Here is a 21,585-nt window from a genome sequence, read left to right as displayed (position 1 = left end):
CTGATCGGCTCCGGCTGACCCATGGCCGCCCGCCGCACGTCGCGCGGGCGGCCCCTTCCCCTTACCGACTTCCTTGAGACGGCCATCCGGATGGCCGCAGGGGCGAACTCATGCTTTCAACCAGCACCCGCGGCACGGCACCGGCCGCGCCACCTGCCGCCGGCCCGCGCGACGCGATTCCCGCGCTGCCGGTCAACAGCCTGCAGCCGCTCGCCGGCATGCTGCGCTGGATCGTCGTCGCGGTACTCACCATCGCCGTCGCGCTGCCGCTCGGCTTCATCCTGTTCCAGAGCCTGCTGTCCGCGCCGTTCTTCGATGCGAACAAGACGCTCGGCATCGAGGGCTTCCGCTTCGTCTTCAGCGATCCCGACTTCTGGTCGGCCGTGAAGAACTCGTTCATCATCGCCGGCGGGATGCTGTTCATCTCGATCCCGCTCGGCGGCATCCTCGCGTTCCTGATGGTGCGCACCGACCTGCCCGGCCGCCGCTGGCTCGAACCGCTGCTGCTCACGCCCGTGTTCGTGTCGCCAATGGTGCTCGCGTTCGGCTACGTGGTCGCGGCCGGCCCGGTCGGCTTCTATTCGGTGTGGTTCAAGGAACTGTTCGGGGTACAGAACGTGCCCTGGAACGTGTATTCGATCTTCGCGATCACGGTGATCGTCGGCCTCACGCACGTGCCGCACGTGTACCTGTACTCGTCGGCCGCGCTGCGCAACCTCGGCTCGGACGTCGAGGAAGCCGCGCGCGTCACGGGCGCCCGCCCGTTCCGCGTCGCGCTCGACGTGAGCCTGCCGATGACGATGCCCGCGCTGCTGTTCGCCGGCGTGCTCGTGTTCTTCCTCGGCTTCGAGGTGTTCGGGCTGCCGCTCGTGCTCGGCGATCCGGAAGGCCACCTCGTGCTCGCGACCTACCTGTACAAGCTGACCAACAAGCTCGGCGTGCCGTCGTATCACCTGATGGCCGCGGTCGCGGTGTGCATCGTCGCGATCACGTTCCCGCTCGTGCTGCTGCAGCGCCGGCTGCTGAAGACGGCGAACCGCTTCGTCACCGTGAAGGGCAAGGCCGGCCGTACGACGGTGCTGCCGCTCGGCGTGTGGCGCTGGGTTGCGCTCGCGATCGTCGTGCTGTGGCTGATGCTGACCGTGATCGTCCCGATCTCGGGCATCGTGCTGCGCGCGTTCGTGACCAACTGGGGCGAAGGCGTCGCGCTCGCCGAGGTGCTGACGCTGTCGAACTTCATCGAGCTGTTCGAGCAGGACAACCTCGTGCGCGCGATCGTCAACACGCTCGGCATCGGCGTGATCGGCGGCGCACTCGCGATCGGCTTCTACTCGCTCGTCGCGTTCGCCGGCCACCGTCGCCCCGACTGGGCGACCAAGCTGCTCGACTACCTCGTGCTGCTGCCGCGTGCGGTGCCCGGCCTGCTCGCCGGTCTCGCGTTCCTGTGGATCTTCCTGTTCGTGCCCGGCCTGCGCGAGCTGAAGAACTCGATGTGGAGCATCTGGATCGCGTACACGGTCGTGTGGCTCGCGTACGGGATGCGGCTCATCCAGAGCGCGCTGCTGCAGGTCGGCCCGGAACTCGAGGAAGCCGGTCGCAGCGTCGGCGCGACCCGCAGCCGCGTGTCGCTCGACGTGACGCTGCCGCTCGTGCGCTTCGGCCTGCTCGCCGCGTGGCTGCTGATCTTCATGATCTTCGAGCGCGAGTACTCGACAGCCGTCTACCTGCTGTCGCCCGGCACCGAAGTGATCGGCGCGCTGCTCGTGTCGCTGTGGGCGACCGGCGCCGTCGACCAGGTCGCCGCGCTTTCTGTCATCAACATCGCGATGGTCGGCGCCGGTCTCGGCGTGGCCCTGCGCTTCGGAGTGAAACTTCATGGATAAGCTCATCGTCGACGACCTGCATCTCAGCTACGGCGCCAATCCGATCCTCAAGGGCGTGTCGTTCGAACTGAAGGCCGGCGAAGTCGTGTGCCTGCTCGGCGCGTCGGGCAGCGGCAAGACCACGCTGCTGCGCGCGGTGGCCGGCCTCGAACAGCCGTCCGACGGCCGCATCCAGCTCGACGACCGCGTGTTCTTCGACGGCGCGCAGCGCGTCGACCTGCCCGTCGAACAGCGCTCGCTCGGCCTCGTGTTCCAGTCCTACGCGCTGTGGCCGCACCGCACCGTCGCCGACAACGTCGGCTACGGGCTGAAGCTGCGCCGCGTCGCGCCGGCCGAACAGAAGCGCCGCGTGCAGACCGCGCTCGACCAGCTCGGCCTCGGCCATCTCGCGGAACGCTTCCCGCATCAGCTGTCGGGCGGCCAGCAGCAGCGCGTCGCGATCGCGCGCGCGCTCGTCTACAACCCGCCGGTGATCCTCCTCGACGAGCCGCTGTCGAACCTCGACGCGAAGCTGCGCGAGGAAGCGCGCGCGTGGCTGCGCGAACTGATCGTGTCGCTCGGGCTGTCGGCCCTGTGCGTGACGCACGACCAGACCGAGGCGATGGCGATGTCCGACCGCATCTTGCTGCTGCGCAACGGCCGCATCGAGCAGGAAGGCACGCCGGCCGAGCTGTACGGCGCGCCGCGCTCGCTGTACACGGCCGAGTTCATGGGCAGCAACAACCGGATCGACGCGCGCGTCGCGGCCGTCGACGGCGAACGCGTGACGCTCGCCGGCGACGGCTGGGAGCTGCAGGCCCTCGCCCGCGACACGTTCGCGCCGGGCCAGGACGCGCAGGCCGTGATCCGCCTCGAACGCGTGCAGGTCGCCGACGGCCCGGGCGCGAACCGGCTGCAGGCCGACCTCGTCACGTCGATGTATCTCGGCGATCGCTGGGAGTACCTGTTCCATTGCGGCGAGATGCGCCTTCGCGCATTCGGCCACGTGCCGCGCGCCGCGGGCAAGCACTGGATCGAATTCCCGACCAACGACTGCTGGGCGTTCGCGAAAGCGGGCTGACCTGCGCGCGGCGGCAGCACGCTCGCCGTCGCGCACGCATACCGCGCACATCTCGTCATGTGATGACATGCCTTCCGGCGGACGTCTTCCGGCGTCTGTCGTGGGCTGCTGCGCGCCGCATCCGTTTCACCCCAACCCACAAGAACCAAGGAGACACCGTCAATGAAGTCACGCGCAGAACGTTCGATTCGCACAGTAGTCCTCACGGGATCGGCCACCGCGGCCTGCATCGCCGCATCCGTCGCACACGCGCAGTCGTCGGTCACGATGTACGGGATCATGGATGCCGGCATCGAATACACGAACCACGCGGCGCCGGAGGGCGGCAGCTCGGTCAAGCTGAAGTCGGGCAACAAGAACACGTCGCGCTGGGGCCTGCGCGGCGTCGAGGATCTCGGCGGCGGGCTGAAGGCCGTGTTCCGCCTCGAAAGCGGGATCGACCTCGCGAACGGCGCGCTCGACGACGGCCCCGATTCGATCTTCGCGCGCCGCGCGACGGTCGGCCTGAAAAGCAAATGGGGCGAACTGACGCTCGGCCGCAACTACACCGTCACCTACGATTACATGCTGCCCTTCGACCCGATGGGGTACGCGCAGAACTACTCGTGGGCGTCGGCGGCGACGGCGACGGGCGGCCGCAAGGACGGCATGTTCACGCGCTCGTCGAACGCGGTGCGCTACGACGGCGAATTCAGCGGGTTCAAGTTCGGCGCGCTGTACGGCTTCGGCAACGTGCCGGGCAGCGTGAAGACCAGCTCCAAATACGATTTCGCGGTCGGCTACGAGAAAGGCCCGTTCGCGGCGGTGGTCACGTTCGACAGGCAGAACGGCGCGGCCGACAGCGTCACGCCGGCCGATACGGTCAACTACATCCAGGGCATCCACGCGGGCCTGAGCTACGACTTCGGCAACCTGAAGACGATGGCCGGCTATCGCAACTACAAGCGCACGTTCCGCACCTCGGCGGCGAACCAGTTGAGCGACACGTACTGGCTCGGCGGCTCGTACCAGTTCACGCCGGCGTTCTCGCTGATCGCGGCCGTCTATCACCAGAACATCAAGGGCGGCAGCGATGCCGACCCGACGCTCGTGTCGTTGCGCGCGAACTACGCGCTGTCGAAGCGCACCGTGCTGTACGCGGCCGGCGCGTTCGCGATCGCGAAGCACGACCAGAAGGTCGGCGTGTCGCGCGATTTCGTGGGCTACGGCACCACGCAGGTCGGCGTCACGGCGGGGATTCAGCAGCGGTTCTGAGTTTGACGATACGGGCGGCGAGCGGTCTTCGAATCGCGCCGCCCGTCTTGTGCGGTTCATTGCGTGCGTGCCGCCCTGCATCGCATCCGCCGCGCGCATCAGCGTGACAACGTGCGCGGTCAGCTTCCCGCACACGACGACCGCGCCCTCATCCGCGGCCCTTGCCGGTCACTCGCGATGCATCGTGAACACCGGGCGAACGAGGCTGCTCGTATCGCTCCAGTGCTCGCCAACCGCCGACAGCGGCACCGTGCGCGTGTCGATCGTCAGCCCCGCCGGTCCGGCCGCGTCGAACACACCGCGCACCGACGCCAGCAAGCGCGGCAACGACACGCTGCCGATGCCGCTGCCCATCAGTTCGATCGCGGTCGCCCGCAGCACCGCCCCCGGCAGCAGCACGTCCGCGCCGCCGATCGAGCCGATCTGCACGAAACGCAGCCGACGGCCCTCCGGCGTCGCCTTCGCGGCGGCCACCAGCAGCGTCTGCGCGCTGGCGCCCCACAGATAATCGAGCACAACGTCCACGCCCGCGCGGAAATGCGGTTCGAGCGCGCGCGCCAGATGTGCGTCGTCCTGCTGCAACGACACGACGGCATCCGCGCCGGCATTCAGCAACGCCTGCAGCGCGGCCGCGTTGCGGCCCGTCGCGATCACCTTCGCGGCGCCGAGATGCTTCGCGATCCGAACCGCCAGCCGCCCCGACGTACCTGTCGCACCGTTGACGAGCACCGTCTCGCCCGCGACGAGCCGCGCGCGTTCGGTCAGCGCCGCCCACGACGACATCCCGGGAATCGCGATCGCGGCCGCCGTGACGTCGTCGAGCGTATCCGGCAGCGGCACGCACCGCGTATCGGGCGCGATCGTGCGTTCGGCCATCGCGCCGAACGGTGCGGGCGCGCCGAAGAAGTAGACGCGCTGCCCGTCGTCGAGACGGCGGCCAACCCCGTCGACCCCAACGACGAACGGATAACGCCCGTCCGACGAGTAATGGGTGCCGGCCGCGCGCCCCTGCGCGATCCGGCTCAGCGCCGACGCCGTCACGTCGATCAGGCTGTGGCCCGGCATCGCGCGAGGCGGTTCGAATTCCGTATAAACCGGACGCTCACCGGCGCCCGTCACGACTGCTGCTTTCATGGTGATTCCTTCAATCCTGGACGGTTGACCTTTACCGGGCATCGAGCCACGCGCGCAGCGCGGGATCGCGTACTTCCAGCACGTCGAACAGGCCGAGCGCGCGCAGTGCAGGCAACGCATCGATCGCGTCGGCCTCCGCGCGCGCCCTGTCGGCCGGCGCGGCATTCGGATCGGTCAACACACGTGCATTGATCAGAAACGCGCCAACGGTCCCCTTGCGGATCGTCGCTCCGCCGGCATCGATCTGGTTGGCATGGTCGGGAAGCAGCTGTTCGGCTCGCATCGCGTCTTACTCCGGTTGTCATCGATGGACGCAGTGTAGGCGTGTCAAACCGGCCGATCTCCGGTATAACGGCCATTCGATACCGATATCCGGCCATGTCCGATCCGCTCCTGCCCGCCCGCTTCGTCACGTCCGACGACGGCCCGTTCGTGGTCGCCGCCGTCCTGTCGCAACGCGACCCGCGCATCACCGCGCCGCATTCGCATGCGCGCGGCCAGCTTGTCGGCGCGTTGAGCGGGCTCGTGACGATCGGTCTCGACGACCAGGAGTGGGTCGTACCGGCGATCCATGCGATCTGGATTCCGCCGCATTGCCGGCATTCGCTGCGCTCGTTCGGGCCGATTTCGGGCTGGTCGGCGTTCGTCGCCGAAGCCCGCTGCGCGGCGCTGCCGGCCACGCCCCGCGCGATCCGCACGACGCCGCTGCTGCGCGAAGCCGTGCAGCGCGCCGCAAGCTGGGACGACTCGGAACTGGATGCCGCGCAAACCCGGATCGCCGACGTGATCCTCGATGAAATCGCGGCATCGGAAGCCGAAGCGCTGGGGCTGGTCCGGCCGCGGGACCCGCGGCTCGTGAAGATCACCGATGCGCTGGCCGCGGATCTCGCGGACAACCGTCGGCTGGAGGAATGGGCCGAATGGGCCGGCATAGGCGCGCGGACGATGAGCCGCCGCTTCGTCGCAGAAACGGGGCTGACGTTCGGGCAGTGGCGTCAGCAGGCCAGGCTGCTGCGGGCGCTGGAGCGCATCGCCGACGGCGTGCCGGTGACGACGATCTCGCTCGATCTCGGGTATGACAACGTCAGTGCGTTCATCGACATGTTCCGGCGCGCGCTGGGGACGACGCCGGGGAAGTATATGGAAGGAGGAAGTCGGAAAGAAGGATAGGTGCGGCCATGCGCACGCATGCAGCCGCACGGCGAAAGCCCGGCGTCGGGCACACGAACACCGCCCACCGCTGCGTCAATACGTGCCGTCGCCCTGCTTCACGACATCGCGGCCGCTCCCCTTGAACTGCGCGGCCAACTGCTCCGCGCTCCGGGCCAGCAGCGTCGTATCGACGCCGACCGCGACGAACAACGCGCCCGCTTCCAGATAACGCCGCGCGGCCGCCTCATCCGCGCTGAGAATGCCCGGCGCCTTGCCGGCCGCCTTGATCGCGCGGATCGCACCATCGATCGCGGCCTGCACGTCCGGGTGCCCCGGATGGCCGAGATGCCCGAGATCGGCCGCGAGATCCGCCGGCCCGATGAACACGCCGTCCACGCCCTCGACCCGCGTTATCGCATCGATTGCGTCGAGCCCCGCGCGTGTCTCGACCTGCACGAGCACGGCCATCTCGTCGTTCGCGCGATGCAGGTAATCGCCGATGCGATTCCACCGCGACGCACGCGCCAGCGCACTGCCCACGCCGCGAATCCCGTGCGGCGGATAACGCGTCGCGGCCACCGCCGCGCGCGCCTCGTCGGCGCTCTGCACCATCGGCACGAGCAACGTCTGCGCGCCGAGATCGAGCACCTGCTTGACGATCACCGGATCGTTCCACGGTACGCGCACGACCGGATGCGACGGATACGGCGCGATCGCCTGCAACTGCGCAAGGATCGTCGGCACCGTATTCGGCGCATGCTCGCCGTCGATCAGCAGCCAGTCGAAACCGGCGCCCGCGACCACTTCCGCGCTGTACGGATTGGCGAGCCCGAGCCACAGCCCGACCTGCGCGTCGCCGCGCGCGAGCGCGGCCTTGAAGACATTCGTAGGAATCCGCATCGTTCGCTTACCTCACTCGAAGTAGCACTGGATCGTCCCGAGCGGGCCGTAGTCGACGCTGAACGTGTCGCCCGGCCGCGCCGCGCACGGCCGCGTGAACGAACCGCCGAGCACGATCTGCCCCGGCTCCAGCGCGACGTCGAAGCGGGCCAGCCGGTTCGCGAGCCACGCGACGCCGTTCGCCGGATGGTTCAGCACGCCGGCCGCGACGCCCGTTTCCTCGACCACGCCGTTACGCGACATGATCGCCGCGACCCACCGCAGGTCGACGTCCTGCGGCTTCACGGGTCGCCCGCCGATCACCACGCCCGCGTTCGCCGCGTTGTCGGCGATCGTATCGAACACCTTGCGCGGCCGTTTCGTATCGGGGTCGATCGACTGACTGCGCGCGTCGATGATCTCGAGCGCGGGCACCACGTAGTCGACTGCGTCGTACACGTCGAAGATCGTGCAGTCCGGGCCGGTGAGCCGCTTGCCGAGCACGAACGCGAGTTCGACCTCGACGCGCGGCACGATGAAGCGCCCGGTGGGGATCGTGCCGCCGTCGGCAAAGAACATGTCGTCGAGCAGCGCGCCGTAGTCGGGCTCGTCGATCTGCGACGTGTTCTGCATCGCCTTCGACGTGAGGCCGATCTTGTGTCCCTTCAGCGTGCGGCCTTCCGCGAGCTTGAGGGCGACCCACGCGCGCTGGATCGCATACGCGTCGTCGATCGTGATGTCGGGATGGTCGAGCGAGATCTGGCGGATCTGCTTGCGCTCGCGCTCGGCGTCGTGCAGACGCTGCGCGAGCTGGTCGATGAGGGCGGTTTCGAGCATGGTCGGATCGGGAATGGGGTTCAGCCGGCCCGCTTGTAGCGGGCGTGGATGTTGTTGTGCTTGTACGAGCCGCTTTCGCTGAACTCGGTCAGCTCCATCGACAGCGCGAGGTACCGTTTCGCGTACAGTTCCGCGAAATGCGCCTTGATCGCGTCGAACAGCGCGTCGCACGCAGCCTTTTTCTGCGCGTCGCTACGGCCCGAGCCGATCTTTAGCGTCACGTGCACGAACGCATCGTCTTCCGTGCCGTCGGCTACGCAGTAGTCCTGCAGTTCGATCGCGCGCGAGCGGATGCCGCCCGTCGGGAACACGCCGCCCTGCGCGATCAGCGTGGCGTTGATCGTGCGCAGCAGCGCGGGAATGCGTGCGTCGTCGCGGATGTTCGCGGTGTATTCGACGACGATATGTGGCATGGCGGGTCTCCAGTCGAGTGCGTGGCGCGGTGCTCAGGCCACCGGGAAGATCGCATTGATCTGCCCGGTACCCGAACTCGCGAAATAGTCGGTGACGATCTCGACGGGTTTATCGTAGCGATCCCAGCCGAGCAGGCCGAGCAGCATCGCCGTGTCGTGCATCCCGCCTTCGCCGTGGCAATGCGTGTTGTACTCGGGCAGCATCGCGCAGAAGGTCTTGAAATCGCCCTGCTTCCACAGCTCGACCACGCGCAGGTCGACCTGCCGGAAGAATTCGCGGCTGATCTGGTGGATCGATTCCTCGGGGCTGCCGTTGTCGTTGAAACGGTGCGACAGCGAGCCGCTCGCGAGGAATGCGACGTTCGAATCGCTCTTTTCGATCGCCTCGAGCAGCGCCTCGCCGAAGCGCCGGCTTTCGTCGAGCTGATGCCACATGCACCAGCCGGCGATCGACACGACCTTGAAGTGCTGGTCGGCGTTCATGTAGCGCATCGGCACGAGCGTGCCGTATTCGAGTTCGAGGCTGTCGATCTCGTGCGCGCGCGTCGCGACGCCGCGCGCGCTGGCCGTCTCGGCGATCAGCCGGCCGAGCGCCGGGTTGCCCGGATACGCATACTCCATGTCACGGATGAAATGCGGCAGCTCGTTGCTCGTGTAGGTGCCCGCGAATCGCGCATTGCAGTTCACGTGATAACCGGCGTTGACGAGCCAGTGCACGTCCGACACGACGATCGTGTCGACGCCGAGCGCGCGGCAGCGCTCGCCGATCAGTTGATGGCCGCGGATCGCCGCCTCGCGGCAGCCGTGATGCCTGCCGGGCAGTTCCGACAGGTACATCGACGGCACGTGCGTGATTTTCGCGGCGAGGGACAGTTTGCCCATCGTTCAAGTCTCCGTTTGGTTCTTTCGTGCTGCAGACGACCCGCGCCCGTCACACGCCCCAGCGCGGAATGTGGTGCGAACCCATCGAGATGCACACGTTCTTGATCTCCGCGAACACCTCGAAGCTGTATTCGCCGCCCTCGCGCCCGGTGCCCGATTCCTTCACGCCGCCGAACGGCTGGCGCAGGTCGCGCACGTTCTGGCTGTTCACGAACACCATCCCGGCCTCGATGCCGCGCGCGAGGCGATGCACCTTGCCGACATCCTGCGTCCAGATGTACGACGCAAGGCCGTACGACGTGTCGTTCGCGAGCCGCAGCCCTTCTTCCTCGTCCTCGAACGGAATCAGGCACGCGACCGGCCCGAAGATTTCTTCCTGTGCGACGCGCATCCGGTTGTCGACGTCGGCCAGCACGGTCGGCCGCACGAAGTTGCCGTTGCGCAGGCGGTCGGGCAAGCCCGCCGGCTTGTCGGCGCCGCCCGCAACCACGCGCGCGCCTTCCTGCTCGCCGATGCGGATATAGCCCGTCACCTTTTCCCAGTGCTGGCGCGTGATCATCGCGCCGAGGTTCGTGGCAGGATCGGACGGATCGCCGACCACCAGGTTGTTCGCGCGGCGCGCGAATTCCTGCACGAAGCGATCGTAGATCGTGCGCTGCACGAAGATCCGCGAGCCGGCCGTGCAGCGTTCGCCGTTGATCGAGAAGATCGTGAACAGCGACGCGTCGAGCGCGCGGTCGAAATCGGCGTCGTCGAAGATCAGCACCGGCGACTTGCCGCCGAGTTCCATCGAATACTTCTTCAGGCCCGCGCGCTCCATGATCCGCTTGCCGGTCACCGTACCGCCGGTGAACGACACCGCACGCACGTCCGGATGACGCACCAGCGCGTCGCCGGCCGTCGCGCCGTAACCCTGCACGACGTTGAGCACGCCCGGCGGGATGCCGGCTTCGAGCGCGAGGCGGCCGAGCTGGTCGGCCGTCAGCGGCGACAGCTCCGACATCTTCAGCACGGCCGTGTTGCCGAGCGCGAGGCACGGCGCCGTCTTCCACGTCGCGGTCATGAACGGCACGTTCCACGGCGACACCAGCGCGCACACGCCGACCGGCTGGTACAGCGTGTAGTTCAGCATCTGGTCGTCGACCGGATAGGTGCGGCCGTTCATCTGCACGCACACTTCCGCGAAGAAGTTGAAGTTCTCGGACGCGCGCGGAATCAGCTGCTTGCTCGTCTGCGCGATCGGCAGGCCGGTGTCCTGCGTCTCCAGCGCCGCGAGCATCGGCACGTTCTTCTCGATCAGCTCGCCGAGCCTGCGCATCAGCTTCGCGCGCTCCCTGGCAGGCGTGTTCGCCCATTTCGGGAAGGCTTCCTTCGCGGCGCGCACGGCCGCGTCGACTTCGGCCTCGCCGCCCGATGCGACGTCGGTGATGACTTCCCCCGTCGCGGGATTCAGCGTCGTGAACGTCTCGCGGCTCTCGACTTCGCGGCCGTCGATCCAGTGCTTGATGGTCATGCTCTCTCCTTGGGCGACGGGCTCAGCCGGCGCGATAGTAGTCTGCTTCGCCGACGATCGTGTTCACGAGCCGGCCGATCCCTTCGATTTCGGTCACGACCTCGTCGCCCGGCTTCGTGTCCGCCAGCCCCTCGGGCGTACCGGTCAGGATCAGGTCGCCCGGCGAGAGCGTCATGAAGCCGCTGATGTGCTCGATCAACGCCGGCACGTTGAAGATCATGTCGCGCGTGCTGCCGCGCTGCGTCTCCCGGCCGTTCACCGTCGTGCGCAGCGTCAGGTCGCCCGCATCGCCGATCTCGTCGCGGCTGACGAACCACGGCCCGAGCGGCGTGCAGGTGTCGCGGTTCTTCACACGCAGGTTCGGACGGTAGTAGTTCTCGAGATAGTCGCGGATCGCGTAGTCGTTCGCGACCGTGTAGCCGGCCACGTAGTCGAGCGCCTGCGCGCGGCTCACGTTGCGCGCAGGCCGGCCGATCACGACGGCCAGCTCGCACTCGTAGTGCATGTGCGTCGCGTCCGCCGGGCGCACCGTGCGCGAACGGTGGCCGATGAACGTATTCGGCCCCTTCAGGAAGATCAGCGGCTCGCTCGGCGCCTTGAACGCGAGTTCCTTCGCGTGGTCGGCGTAGTTGAGGCCGAGCGCGAACGTGGTGCGCGGCGCGACGGGCGGCAGCCACACAACCGCGTCCTCGGCAACGACCCGCCCCGTGTCGAGACGGATCGCGCCGTCGCCGGCCGGTTCGGCCGCATGCAATGCGCCGTTGTAGATCACGCGTGCCGTCTTCATCGTGTTTTCTCCGCGATCAGCGTGTGCCGCAACGTGCCGATGCCGGCGGCGGCGATCTCGATCGTGCTGCCCGCGCGGGCGCGCGGCGCGCCGCCCGCGACGCCGAGCAGCAACACATCGCCTGCGTCGAACGACATGAAGGCCGTCACGTCGGCGATCAGTTCGCGCACGGAGCGGATCAGCGTGGCCGTCGAGGCGGACACGGCCACCTCGCCGTCGATCCGCACGGTCAGGCCGATCGTGTCGACATCGCCAAGCGCGGCGGCCGGCACGATGGCCGGGCCCATTGGGCAGAAACCGTCGCGGCACTTGAAGCGCACGGCCGGACGGTAGTAGTCGGGATGGGGGACCGACACGTCGCTGGCGAGCGTGAAGCCGTGAAGGTAGTCGAGCGCCAGCGCGGCCGGCACGCGCGTCGCGCGCCGGGCGAACACGACGGCCACCGACGCGCCGATCTCCAGGGCGTCGACGCCGGCCGGCACGACGACGGTCGCGCCGTCGGCCGCATGCGTGTTGGCGGGCTTGATGTACAGGATCGGCGCCTGCGGCGGGCGGCCGTAAGGCGGTGCGTTCACGGCATCGCCGAGTGCGTCGAGCGCCGCACGCTCGTTGAGCAGCGCACCGTAGACGGTACCGATGGCGACCGGCAACGGCGGCGCCGCGGCGGTCATGCAAGACAGCTCCATGCGTCATTCCCCTGCCGCGCGTCGCGGCGCATCGTCAATACTTAATATCTTAAGTAAACAATCGAACGCTGGCAACCTCGATTACCCTGATACGCGAAATTCACTCCGTTCGGCTGTTAAGATTGATGCGTCCCCGTCCAATGCTCACCCCGATGAACCGTACGCTCGACCATCGCAACCTGGCCATGCTGCTGCTCGAGGCCCGCGAAACGCTGATGGGTCTGTTCCGCCCCATTCTCAAGGAATTCGCGCTGACCGAACAGCAATGGCGGATCATCCGCGTGCTCGACGGCGAACCGGCGCAAGCGCTCGAAGCGGGACAGATCGCGAGGCGCTGCTGCATCCTGAGCCCGAGCCTCACGGGCGTGCTGGAACGGATGGAGCGCGACGGCCTGATCACACGCACGCGCGCGCAGGAAGATCAGCGCCGGCTGCTGGTGAGCCTTACACCGCAAAGCAGGAAACTGGTCACGGAAATCGGCCCGCGGATCGACGAGCAGTACCGGCAGCTCGAATCGCGGTTCGGCGAGGACGGCCTCGAAGACATCTATCGCGCGCTCGACCGGCTCATCGAGCTCGGCGGCAACACGTGATGACGGCCCCCGTTCCCACCAGCCGCGGGAACGGGGGCCGGTGCGGCGGGACGGTCAGTGCACCGCGCCGCGCATCAGCTCGGTCACGGCCACGCCGCGCGACGTGCGCATGCATTCCTCGACGTAATCGATGAACGGCAGCGGCTCGAAATCGATTTCGTCGCGCACGCGACGGTTGTCGAACACGCGATCGACCGTCGCGAATTCCCCGCAGCGCTGCAACGCCCGGCCGATCACGCGCTCGAGTGCCGGATCGGTTCGCCCGAGCACGTCGCGCACCACGAGCGGCAATTCGGCCGGCGCACACGCCGCGTAGCGCGGTGCGCCGGTCATCCCCGCCGCCTCGTCCATCGCACGCACGATCTGCGCGACCTGCGGCGCCTCGTCGCCGGCCGACACGTGATACAGGTCGTGTGCGAGCGTCGGCTTGACGGCCAGCAGCATCGTCGCGCGCGCCACGTCGTCGACCGACACGATATCGATGCGCGTCATCGGTCGCGCGGTGAAGCGGCGTGCGGCATGCGCCAGCCGGAACATCCAGAACGAATTCGGCGCGGGCCGCGTACCAAGTACCGTATGGCCGACCACATGCGACGGCCGCACCACGACGAGCGGCAGCCCGAGCGCACGCAGGCGCTGCTCGGTCTCCGCCTTCGCATGCAGGTAGTCCGCGGCGAGCACCGCGCCCGGCAGGCCTTCTTCGTCGCGCGCGACGTCGTTCGCCGCGTCGCCCGCCGCTTCTTCCTGCACGATCCCGCCACGGCCCGCATGCGCATAGGCCGTGCCGACGTAGACGAAGCGCAGCAGGCGCGGCGCCCGTGCAAAGCGCTCGGCAAAACGCACCGCGTCGGCGATGTCGGCCCGCAGGTGCGCGCCGTCGGCCGGCGAAGCATGGCCGGCGCAGTGAATCACGTGCGTCGCGGCGGCGAGGCGCGGTGCGTCGGCGCCCTGCCACACGTCGCCGAGCGCACCGACGATCACGTTCGCGTCGGTCAGGCGCGACGCCCAGTACGGCGCCAGCCCCGCGCGCAGCGCCGCTTCGCGCAGTCGCGCGACGGCATGGCCGCGATCCTGCGCGCGCACGACGCAGACGATGCGGTCGAGCAGCCCCGCATTGACGAGCGCCGTCAGGACGGTACTGCCGATGAAGCCGGTTGCGCCGGTCAGCACCAGCCGCCCGACGTTCGCCGCCGCGACCGGTGCGCTGGCCGGCGACACGAGGCTCGTCCGCCAGTTGAGCGACAACGCGGTTTTCCAGATCAGCACGATAGTCTCCTTCGAAGAATCGGCCGGGCGGCGCGGCGGCCGCGGTTGCGGGCTGCGCACGGCTCACCGGCCGGGCCGGGGCCTGACGCGCGCCCCGGCAGTCCCGATCGGGCGTGCGGCCCGCGATCGCGTCGATCGCGTCTCTGGCACGAGGCGGCGGCAGCCGCCGAGGACGGGCGTCCGCGGCACTGGATCGGGAATATCTCAGTGTGGGGCCCGACCGCGGGCAAGTCTGTCCCGAAAGTTTCGTGAAAGTGTGCCGATTTGTATGCGATTGTCGGAGTCTGTCGTCCGGCAATGCAGTCGGAACGCCTCAACCTCCGGTCGCGCTCCCTCCGGCACGGCCGGACCGCGTCGGCCGGCCCGGTTTCCGCGGCTGGTTGCACGCGACAGATCGACGCGCCTCTCGGCGATGTCGTCCCATGTCTCGAGGATCGACCGGGCCCCGATCGGCGCCGCGATCGCCGGTGGGCGTGTGTTTGCGCTCGCCGCCGGAATAACCATGAATCGTCAGACATCGTTTCATCTGAAACCGCAATGAGCTCAATGCGGATTTATTGCGGATTATCACTTGCGTTTCACACCAGTCTATCTAGACTGATCAAGTCAAAACGGTCGAATGTTCATTTTTTTTGGAGACGATCACAATGCGCCTCACCATTCGGATTAATGGCAGCGAATCAGCAACCCGACACTCGTTCGCGGTACTGTGGGTCGACACCGACGAAGGACTGTGGTCGCGCGAGGCACATCAGGGCATCGATCTTCCCGCCTGGGGCAAGGTTCGCGACGTCGAGGGCGCGATGGCGCTCTGCGCGGCTGACGGCGGGAATGCCGTGTGCCAGTTGAAGGGACTGTCGTTCGGTGCGACCCAGCGCGAACAGGGCTCCGCCGTACTCGCCGGCAATCACCCCGGCGCATGGCGACTGCAGGCCGTCGATCGCTGCACGAGCGAGCCGGAATACCGGGAATTCATTTCCGTCACCCGGTAGAAATTATCGATGTAATTCGTCTGTGGTTTTCGGGTTTATTCCGGTTTCAGTGATATTCATTTCGATATTCAGTATTAACGGCGCCCCTTTTCGGGGCGTTTCCATTTTCTGGTGCAAATAAATAATCGCGAGCCGGGCAATTGATCGCGCGCCGGAGACGGTCGGCATCGATTGTCCAGGAAACCGTGTGAGCGGATAGATATGCACCGAATCGGCCGCCTTCAATCACCTGCTGCGTCGGTGAAGCTCCGCTTCCGCCCTCTTTTCGTATGCCCTGTTCCACCCTTTGCCGGATCGCCGATTCACGCCTTTTCACGGGGCCGGAACATACTTTCCCCACACGGCGTTTACTCATTTATTACAATCGCATTATTCAGACTGACTCGCCGCCCTCCGGCGGCCCGACCCGGCCATTGCATGAGCGTGAAAAAGAAGACCCACCCCGCCGATCCGTACGCAGCCGCGACCAAGAACCCGATGCTCGCGTCGCGCCTGCCGATGTGGCGCTCGAAGCTGATCGTGATCGTCGTGTTCCTCGCGTTCGCCGCGCTGATCGGCCGCGCGTTCTGGGTGCAGGTCGCGAACAAGGAGTTCTACGTCGGCCAGGGCCAGAAACGCTACCAGCGCACGATCGAGCTGGACGCGATGCGAGGGCGCATCGTCGACCGCAACGGCGCGATGCTCGCCGTCAGCCTGTCGACCTATGAAATCTGGGCGAACCCGAAGCAGGTCGCCGACACCGACTACCCGCAGATCTCGAAGCTGCTCGACATGCCGCTCGTCGAGGTCAAGCGGCGCCTCGGCAACGACAAGACGTTCGTGCTGCTCAAGCGGCAGGTCGACGCCGACACGGCGGGCAGGCTCGACAAGCTCGCGATCGACGGCATCACGCAGATCGCCGATTCGAAGCGCTTCTACCCGGAAGGCGAATCGGCCGCGCACGTGGTCGGCTTCACGAACGTCGAGGACAAGGGCCAGGAAGGCGTCGAGCTCGCGGCGAATGCGCGCCTGTCGGGCACGTCCGGGCAGCGCGAGGTGATCCGCGACCGGCTCGGCCGCATCGTGTCGGACACGCGCCCGCTCGTCCCGGCGCAGCATGGCGCGACGATCGAGCTGACGATCGACCGCCGCATCCAGCAGCTCGCGTTCAGCCAGCTCAAGGCGGCCGTGGTCGAGAACAACGCGGTGGCCGGCAGCGTCGTGGTGCTCGACGCGCAGAACGGCGAGATCCTCGCGCTGGCGAACTACCCGACCTTCGACCCGAACGACCGCGCGCGCCTCACCGGCCAGCAGCTGCGCAACCGCGCGGTGATCGACACGTTCGAACCGGGCTCGACGATCAAGCCGCTCGTCGTCGCGCTGTCGATCGACGAACGCAAGGTCACGCCGAACACGATCATCAACACGTCGCCGGGCACCTACAAGATCGGCCCGGCCGTGATCCACGACACGTCGAACCACGGTTCGCTGACGGTCTCGCAGGCGCTGCAGAAGTCGAGCAACGTCGCGCTCGCGAAGCTCGCGCTGAACCTGCCCGCCGAAACGATCTGGAACAAGTACCAGGAATACGGGATCGGCCGCGCGCCGGAACTGACGTTCCCGGGCGTCGCGTCGGGCCGGCTGCGCGGCTACAAGCGCTGGCGGCCGATCGAGCAGGCGACGATGGCATACGGCTACGGCCTGTCGATGTCGCTGCTGCAGATCGCGCAAACCTATACGGCCTATGCCGGTGACGGCACGCTGCACCCGGTGTCGCTGCTGAAGAACGGCACCGACCAGCAGACGATCGACGCGCATCGCGGCCACCGCGTGACGTCGCCGCAAACGGCCGCGTCGATCCGCTCGATGCTCGAGATGGCGGTCGGCGAAGGCGGCACGGGGCGCCGCGCGCGCGTCGACGGCTACCGGATCGGCGGCAAGACCGGTACCGCGCGCAAGCAGGTCGGCGCGACCTATGCGAAGGGCAAGTACCGCGCGCTGTTCGCGGGGATGGCGCCGATGAGCAACCCGCGCCTGATCGTCGCGGTGATGATCGACGAGCCGCGCGGCAAGGGCTACTACGGCGGCACGGTGGCCGGCCCGGTGTTCGCGTCGGTCACGAGCGGCTCGCTGCAACTGCTCGGCGTGCCGCCCGACGCGCCGGTCGAGCCCGAGAAGACGCCGCCGGCGAAGCCCGCCGCGCCGCAGAAGACGGTGGCCGCGCCGAAAGCGGCTGCGCAAACCAGGACGGCTGCGGCACCGAAAACCGTAGCACCGCTGAAGACTGCCGCGCCGTCGAACGTACCGGTGCAGCCGGCCACGGCGGCCGGATAAGCGCGGCACGTCCCCGCGACACGGCGCCCGCCGGCGCGCGTGGCACACCGGCGGCCCCTGGCCGCCACGCATTTCCCCGCCATCGGGCACCGTCCCACTTTCTAGGAACGCCGCGCATCATTTGAGCGTTCCCGCTCCCTCCTCCTACAATTTTTCCGCGTGTCGGGCAGCCCTGCCCGTGCGCGCGACTACAAAAAAGGAGAGAGACGCATGCGATTCCACTGGAAGACGCTCGCACTGGCCATTACGAGCGCGGCGCTGGTCGGCGGGGTACCCGCCCATGCCGCCGACCCCGCCGACGTGAAAATCGGCTTCCTCGTCAAACAGCCGGACGATCCGTGGTTCCAGGACGAATGGCGCTTCGCCGACCAGGCGGCGAAGGAAAAGCACTTCACGCTGATCAAGATCGCGACGCCGAGCGGCGAAAAGGTATCGACCGCGCTCGACAGCCTCGCCGCGCAAAAGGCACAGGGCGTGATCATCTGCGCACCCGACGTGAAGCTCGGGCCCGGCATCGCGGCGAAGGCGAAACGCGCGGGGATCAAGCTGATGTCGGTCGACGACCAGCTCGTCGACGGCCGCGGTGCACCGCTCCAGGGCGTGCCGCACATGGGCATCTCCGCGTACAGGATCGGCCAGCAGGTCGGTCAGGCGATCGCGGACGAGACGAAGCGGCGCGGCTGGAACCCGGCCGAGGTCGGCATCATCCGGATCGCGTACGACCAGTTGCCGACCGCACGCGAACGCACGACCGGCGCGGTCGATGCGCTCAAGGCCGCCGGTTTCCCGGCCGCGAACGTGATCGATGCACCCGAAATGACGGCCGACACCGAAGGCGCGTTCAACGCGGCGAACATCGCGCTCACCAAGCATGCGAATTTCAAGCGCTGGGTCGCGTTCGGCTCGAACGACGACACGACGGTCGGCGCGGTGCGCGCCGCCGAGGGGCGCGGCATTGGCGCGGATGCGATGGTCGCGGTCGGCATCAACGGCAGCCAGATCGCACTCAACGAATTCGCGAAGCCGAAGCCGACGGGCTTCTACGGCTCGATCCTGCTGAATCCGCGCCAGCACGGCTACCAGACGAGCATCGACATGTACGACTGGATCACGAAGAACCAGGCGCCGCCGCCGCTCGTGCTGACGTCCGGCACGCTGATCACGCGCGACAACGAAAAGCAGGCGCGCGCCGCGCTCGGCCTGTGAGCCGGCACAAGGAGCCGACATGACACGCACCACCCTCGTGACGGGCGCCGCCGGCGGCATCGGCCAGGCGCTGTGCCGCACCTTCCTCGCGGCCGGCGACCGCGTGCTCGCGCTCGATCGCGACCGCGCGGCGCTCGACCGCTTCATCGATACGCTCGGCGACGCGCTCGTGACGCCGGTCGTCGACGACCTGACCGACGCCGTACGGCTGCAATCGACGCTCGAATCGCATCCGCAAGCCGACGTGCTCGTCGCCAACGCGGGCACGGCCGCATCGACCACGCTGCGCGACACGACGCCCGCCACCTGGCGCACGGATCTCGACGCGAACCTGACGGCCACCTACATGAGCGTCGAAGCCGTGCTGCCCGGCATGCGCGCACGCGGGCGCGGCGCAATCGCGATCATCGGTTCGGTCAACGGCATGCATGCGCTCGGGCATCCGGCGTACAGCGCGGCGAAGGCCGGGTTGATCAGCTACACGAAATCGCTCGCGATCGAATTCGGCCGCGACGGCGTGCGCGCGAACATCGTGCTGCCGGGCACCGTGAAGACGCCCGCATGGGAAGCGCGCGTGCAGCGCAATCCGCAGGTGTTCGAGCAATTGAGGAAGTGGTATCCGCTCGACGATTTCGCGACGCCGGACGACGTCGCGCAGGCCGCGCTGTTCCTGTGCTCGCCGGCGGCGCGGATCATCACGGGCGTCGCGCTGCCCGTCGACGGCGGCCTGCTGGCCGGCAATCGCGTGATGGCGCAGGAGCTGACGCTCGAGACGTTCTACTGAAACCGAAGCCCGCGGCGCCGGCGCCCGCTGCCCGCTGCCCGCTGCCCGCTGCCCGCCGCGCGCCGTCAATGCGCGGCCGCGACCGGCTTCGCCATCCTGCCGAGCACGTGCTCGGTCATCCCGCGCGCGAGTTCGGTCTCGCCCATGAACACGGTGCCGATGCCCTCGTTCGACAGCAGCGCGGCCTCGTCGCCGCTGTTCGTGCACAGCACGACCTCGAGCGCCGGGTTGAGCGTGCGCGAGATTTCGACGATCTGCCGTACGTCGAACACGTCGGGCAGCGTGACGACCAGCATCCCGGCGCGCGCGATATGCGCCTGCACCAGCACGATCGGCTCGATCGCATCGCCCGACACGGCGGCAACGCCTTCTGCGCGCAGTTTCTCGACGAGCTCGCGATTCTGCTCGACGACGACGTACGCGATGCCGCGCTCGTCGAGCGCATGTGCGATGCGCGTGCCGACCTTGCCGTAGCCGACGATCACGACCTGCCCGGTGAGATGCGTCTGCGGCGTCGACATCGGCAGCGCGGCGAGCGGATCGTCGCGCGCCTCGAGCTTGCGCGCGAACGCCGAATGCTTGCGGATCCACGCAAGCGCCGGATCGATCATCGCGAACAGCAGCGTGTTCATCGCGATCGAGATCAGCGCGACCGCGAGGATCAGGCTCTGCCCCTCGGCCGACAGCAGCCCGAGTGCACGGCCGAGCCCCGCGAGGATGAACGAGAACTCGCCGATCTGCGCGAGGCCCGCGCCGACCGTCAGCGCGGTATTCAGCGGATAGCGGAACGCAATCACGAGCGCGACCGCCGCGAGCGTCTTGCCGATCACCACGATCGCCGCGACCTCGATCACGTGCAGCGGCTCCGCGAGCAGGATCTTCGGGTCGAACAACATCCCGACCGAAATGAAGAACAGCACCGAGAACGCATCGCGCAGCGGCAGCGTCTCGTCGGCCGCGCGCCGGCTGAACTCAGACTCGCGCATCATCATCCCGGCGAAGAACGCGCCGAGGGCGAACGACACGTCGAACAGCTTCGCCGCGCCGAACGCGATGCCGACCGCGGCCGCGATCATGCACAGCGTGAACAGCTCGCGCGAGCCCGTGCGCGCGACGAGCCACAGAATGCGCGGGAACACGCGCTTGCCGACCACCAGCATCAATGCGATGAACGCCGCGACCTTCAGCATCGTGACGCCGAGCGTGCCCCACACGCTGCCGCCGGCCGCGTGCGCGTCGCCGGGCGGCGTGCCGCCGAGCAGCCCCGCGACGGGGGGCAGCAGCACGAGCACGAGCACCATCACGAGATCCTCGACGACGAGCCAGCCGACCGCGATACGCCCGTTGACCGTCTCGACGAGCCCGCGCCCTTCCAGCGCACGCAGCAGCACGACGGTACTCGCCACCGACAGCGCGAGCCCGAACACGAGCGCCGCACCGACGCTCCAGCCCCAGGTGAGCGCGAGGCCGCCGCCGAGCAGCGTGGCCACCGTGATCTGGACGATGGCCCCCGGCAGCGCGATCTTGCGCACCGCGAGCAGATCGCCGAGCGAGAAATGCAGGCCGACGCCGAACATCAGCAGCATCACGCCGACTTCGGCGAGCTGCTGCGCGAGCGACAGGTCGCCGACGAAACCGGGCGTGCCGGGGCCGATCACGATCCCGGCGAGCAGATAGCCGACGAGCGGCGGCATTTTCAGCAGCGACGCGAAGTAACCGAAGACCATCGCGAGACCGAAACCGGCCGCGAGCAACGCAATCAGGCTGATGTCATGAGGCATCCCCCCTCCCAAGTTCTTGTAACGATTTAGTAAGGTTCAAGAACGAAAGGATAAGGGATGAGGCGGAAGAATGGCGCGCCGCCGCGAAAAATTCACGCGGCGGCGCGCCTTGGCGGGGTGCAACCCCGGCGAAACGAAAGGCGCCGCGCGGATCGCGCGGCGCCTTGAAG

The 21,585-nt window shown here is 67.9% G+C and carries 21 protein-coding genes; 9 read left to right on the top strand and 12 right to left on the bottom strand.

Annotated features, from left to right (window positions below):
• Positions 1–110: 110 nt before the first annotated feature.
• The 3 genes from L810_RS41370 (at position 111) to L810_RS41360 (ending at position 4,197) form a co-directional block, all read left to right on the top strand.
• Entirely contained in the window at positions 111–1,883 is a 1,773-nt protein-coding gene (locus tag L810_RS41370; protein ID WP_021164063.1) for an ABC transporter permease, read from the top strand.
• Positions 1,876–2,943 carry an ABC transporter ATP-binding protein gene (locus tag L810_RS41365; RefSeq protein ID WP_021164062.1) on the top strand — a complete coding sequence of 356 codons (1,068 nt, stop codon included), beginning with the start codon at positions 1,876–1,878 and terminating at the stop codon, positions 2,941–2,943. Before L810_RS41370 ends, L810_RS41365 begins: the two co-directional genes overlap by 8 nt.
• Positions 2,944–3,105: 162 nt before the next feature.
• Complete coding sequence (locus tag L810_RS41360) at positions 3,106–4,197, top strand: porin (RefSeq protein WP_021164061.1); 1,092 nt, start codon at positions 3,106–3,108, stop codon at positions 4,195–4,197.
• Between the two features lie 168 nt (positions 4,198–4,365).
• Here the strand turns inward: L810_RS41360 and L810_RS41355 are convergent, their stop codons facing one another.
• On the bottom strand, positions 4,366–5,331 hold the full coding sequence (locus tag L810_RS41355; protein WP_021164060.1) for a quinone oxidoreductase family protein: 966 nt from the start codon (positions 5,329–5,331) through the stop codon (positions 4,366–4,368).
• Between the two features lie 31 nt (positions 5,332–5,362).
• Positions 5,363–5,614 (bottom strand): hypothetical protein, encoded by a 252-nt coding sequence (locus L810_RS41350; protein WP_021164059.1) that lies wholly within the window; start codon positions 5,612–5,614, stop codon positions 5,363–5,365.
• A gap of 95 nt (positions 5,615–5,709) precedes the next feature.
• Between L810_RS41350 and L810_RS41345 the strand changes: the two genes are divergently transcribed.
• A complete protein-coding gene (locus L810_RS41345; RefSeq protein WP_021164058.1) occupies positions 5,710–6,501 on the top strand; it encodes an AraC family transcriptional regulator in 792 nt (263 codons plus the stop codon).
• Between the two features lie 75 nt (positions 6,502–6,576).
• Here the strand turns inward: L810_RS41345 and hpaI are convergent, their stop codons facing one another.
• From hpaI to L810_RS41310, 7 genes are read right to left on the bottom strand one after another with little or no spacing between them, the layout of a single operon-like run.
• Positions 6,577–7,383 carry a 4-hydroxy-2-oxoheptanedioate aldolase gene (gene hpaI, locus L810_RS41340; RefSeq protein WP_021164057.1) on the bottom strand — a complete coding sequence of 269 codons (807 nt, stop codon included), beginning with the start codon at positions 7,381–7,383 and terminating at the stop codon, positions 6,577–6,579.
• Between the two features lie 12 nt (positions 7,384–7,395).
• Positions 7,396–8,199, bottom strand: coding sequence for a 2-oxo-hept-4-ene-1,7-dioate hydratase (gene hpaH, locus L810_RS41335; RefSeq protein WP_021164056.1), 804 nt, complete (start codon positions 8,197–8,199; stop codon positions 7,396–7,398).
• A gap of 20 nt (positions 8,200–8,219) precedes the next feature.
• Positions 8,220–8,612, bottom strand: coding sequence for a 5-carboxymethyl-2-hydroxymuconate Delta-isomerase (locus tag L810_RS41330; RefSeq protein WP_027791434.1), 393 nt, complete (start codon positions 8,610–8,612; stop codon positions 8,220–8,222).
• Between the two features lie 33 nt (positions 8,613–8,645).
• Positions 8,646–9,494, bottom strand: coding sequence for a 3,4-dihydroxyphenylacetate 2,3-dioxygenase (gene hpaD, locus L810_RS41325; protein ID WP_027791433.1), 849 nt, complete (start codon positions 9,492–9,494; stop codon positions 8,646–8,648).
• Between the two features lie 49 nt (positions 9,495–9,543).
• Positions 9,544–11,007: a 5-carboxymethyl-2-hydroxymuconate semialdehyde dehydrogenase gene (hpaE, locus tag L810_RS41320; protein ID WP_042978282.1), complete on the bottom strand. Its 1,464-nt coding sequence runs from the start codon at positions 11,005–11,007 to the stop codon at positions 9,544–9,546.
• A gap of 22 nt (positions 11,008–11,029) precedes the next feature.
• On the bottom strand, positions 11,030–11,794 hold the full coding sequence (locus L810_RS41315; protein ID WP_042978281.1) for a fumarylacetoacetate hydrolase family protein: 765 nt from the start codon (positions 11,792–11,794) through the stop codon (positions 11,030–11,032).
• Positions 11,791–12,480: a fumarylacetoacetate hydrolase family protein gene (locus L810_RS41310; protein ID WP_042978280.1), complete on the bottom strand. Its 690-nt coding sequence runs from the start codon at positions 12,478–12,480 to the stop codon at positions 11,791–11,793. The genes L810_RS41315 and L810_RS41310 overlap by 4 nt, the downstream gene beginning before the upstream one ends.
• Before the next feature lie 152 nt (positions 12,481–12,632).
• Between L810_RS41310 and hpaR the strand changes: the two genes are divergently transcribed.
• The gene (hpaR, locus tag L810_RS41305; protein WP_021164054.1) at positions 12,633–13,073 is read left to right on the top strand and encodes a homoprotocatechuate degradation operon regulator HpaR; all 441 of its coding nucleotides are present in this window, start codon (positions 12,633–12,635) and stop codon (positions 13,071–13,073) included.
• Positions 13,074–13,127: 54 nt separating this feature from the next.
• Here the strand turns inward: hpaR and L810_RS41300 are convergent, their stop codons facing one another.
• Positions 13,128–14,339 carry an SDR family oxidoreductase gene (locus L810_RS41300; protein ID WP_021164053.1) on the bottom strand — a complete coding sequence of 404 codons (1,212 nt, stop codon included), beginning with the start codon at positions 14,337–14,339 and terminating at the stop codon, positions 13,128–13,130.
• Between the two features lie 647 nt (positions 14,340–14,986).
• Here L810_RS41300 and L810_RS41295 point away from each other — a divergent pair.
• The 4 genes from L810_RS41295 (at position 14,987) to L810_RS41280 (ending at position 19,634) form a co-directional block, all read left to right on the top strand.
• Positions 14,987–15,331, top strand: a complete 345-nt coding sequence (locus L810_RS41295) for a DUF3564 family protein (protein WP_021164050.1) — start codon at positions 14,987–14,989, stop codon at positions 15,329–15,331.
• Between the two features lie 417 nt (positions 15,332–15,748).
• On the top strand, positions 15,749–17,644 hold the full coding sequence (locus L810_RS41290) for a peptidoglycan D,D-transpeptidase FtsI family protein (RefSeq protein ID WP_021164049.1): 1,896 nt from the start codon (positions 15,749–15,751) through the stop codon (positions 17,642–17,644).
• A 210-nt stretch (positions 17,645–17,854) separates the two neighbouring features.
• Complete coding sequence (locus L810_RS41285) at positions 17,855–18,850, top strand: arabinose ABC transporter substrate-binding protein (RefSeq protein ID WP_021164048.1); 996 nt, start codon at positions 17,855–17,857, stop codon at positions 18,848–18,850.
• Positions 18,851–18,869: 19 nt separating this feature from the next.
• On the top strand, positions 18,870–19,634 hold the full coding sequence (locus L810_RS41280) for an SDR family oxidoreductase (protein ID WP_021164047.1): 765 nt from the start codon (positions 18,870–18,872) through the stop codon (positions 19,632–19,634).
• A gap of 65 nt (positions 19,635–19,699) precedes the next feature.
• Here L810_RS41280 and L810_RS41275 read toward each other — a convergent pair whose 3' ends face one another.
• Both L810_RS41275 and L810_RS48820 read right to left on the bottom strand, forming a co-directional pair.
• A complete protein-coding gene (locus L810_RS41275) occupies positions 19,700–21,415 on the bottom strand; it encodes a cation:proton antiporter domain-containing protein (protein ID WP_021164046.1) in 1,716 nt (571 codons plus the stop codon).
• Positions 21,405–21,585 (bottom strand): hypothetical protein (locus L810_RS48820; RefSeq protein WP_218921757.1); only part of this gene is annotated, 181 nt, incomplete at its 5' end. The genes L810_RS41275 and L810_RS48820, both read right to left, overlap by 11 nt.

The organism is Burkholderia sp. AU4i (assembly GCF_000466765.1).
Lineage (GTDB): Bacteria > Pseudomonadota > Gammaproteobacteria > Burkholderiales > Burkholderiaceae > Burkholderia > Burkholderia cepacia.
The sequence above is the reverse complement of the archived record's forward strand: the minus strand, read 5'-3'. Positions and strand labels throughout refer to the sequence as shown.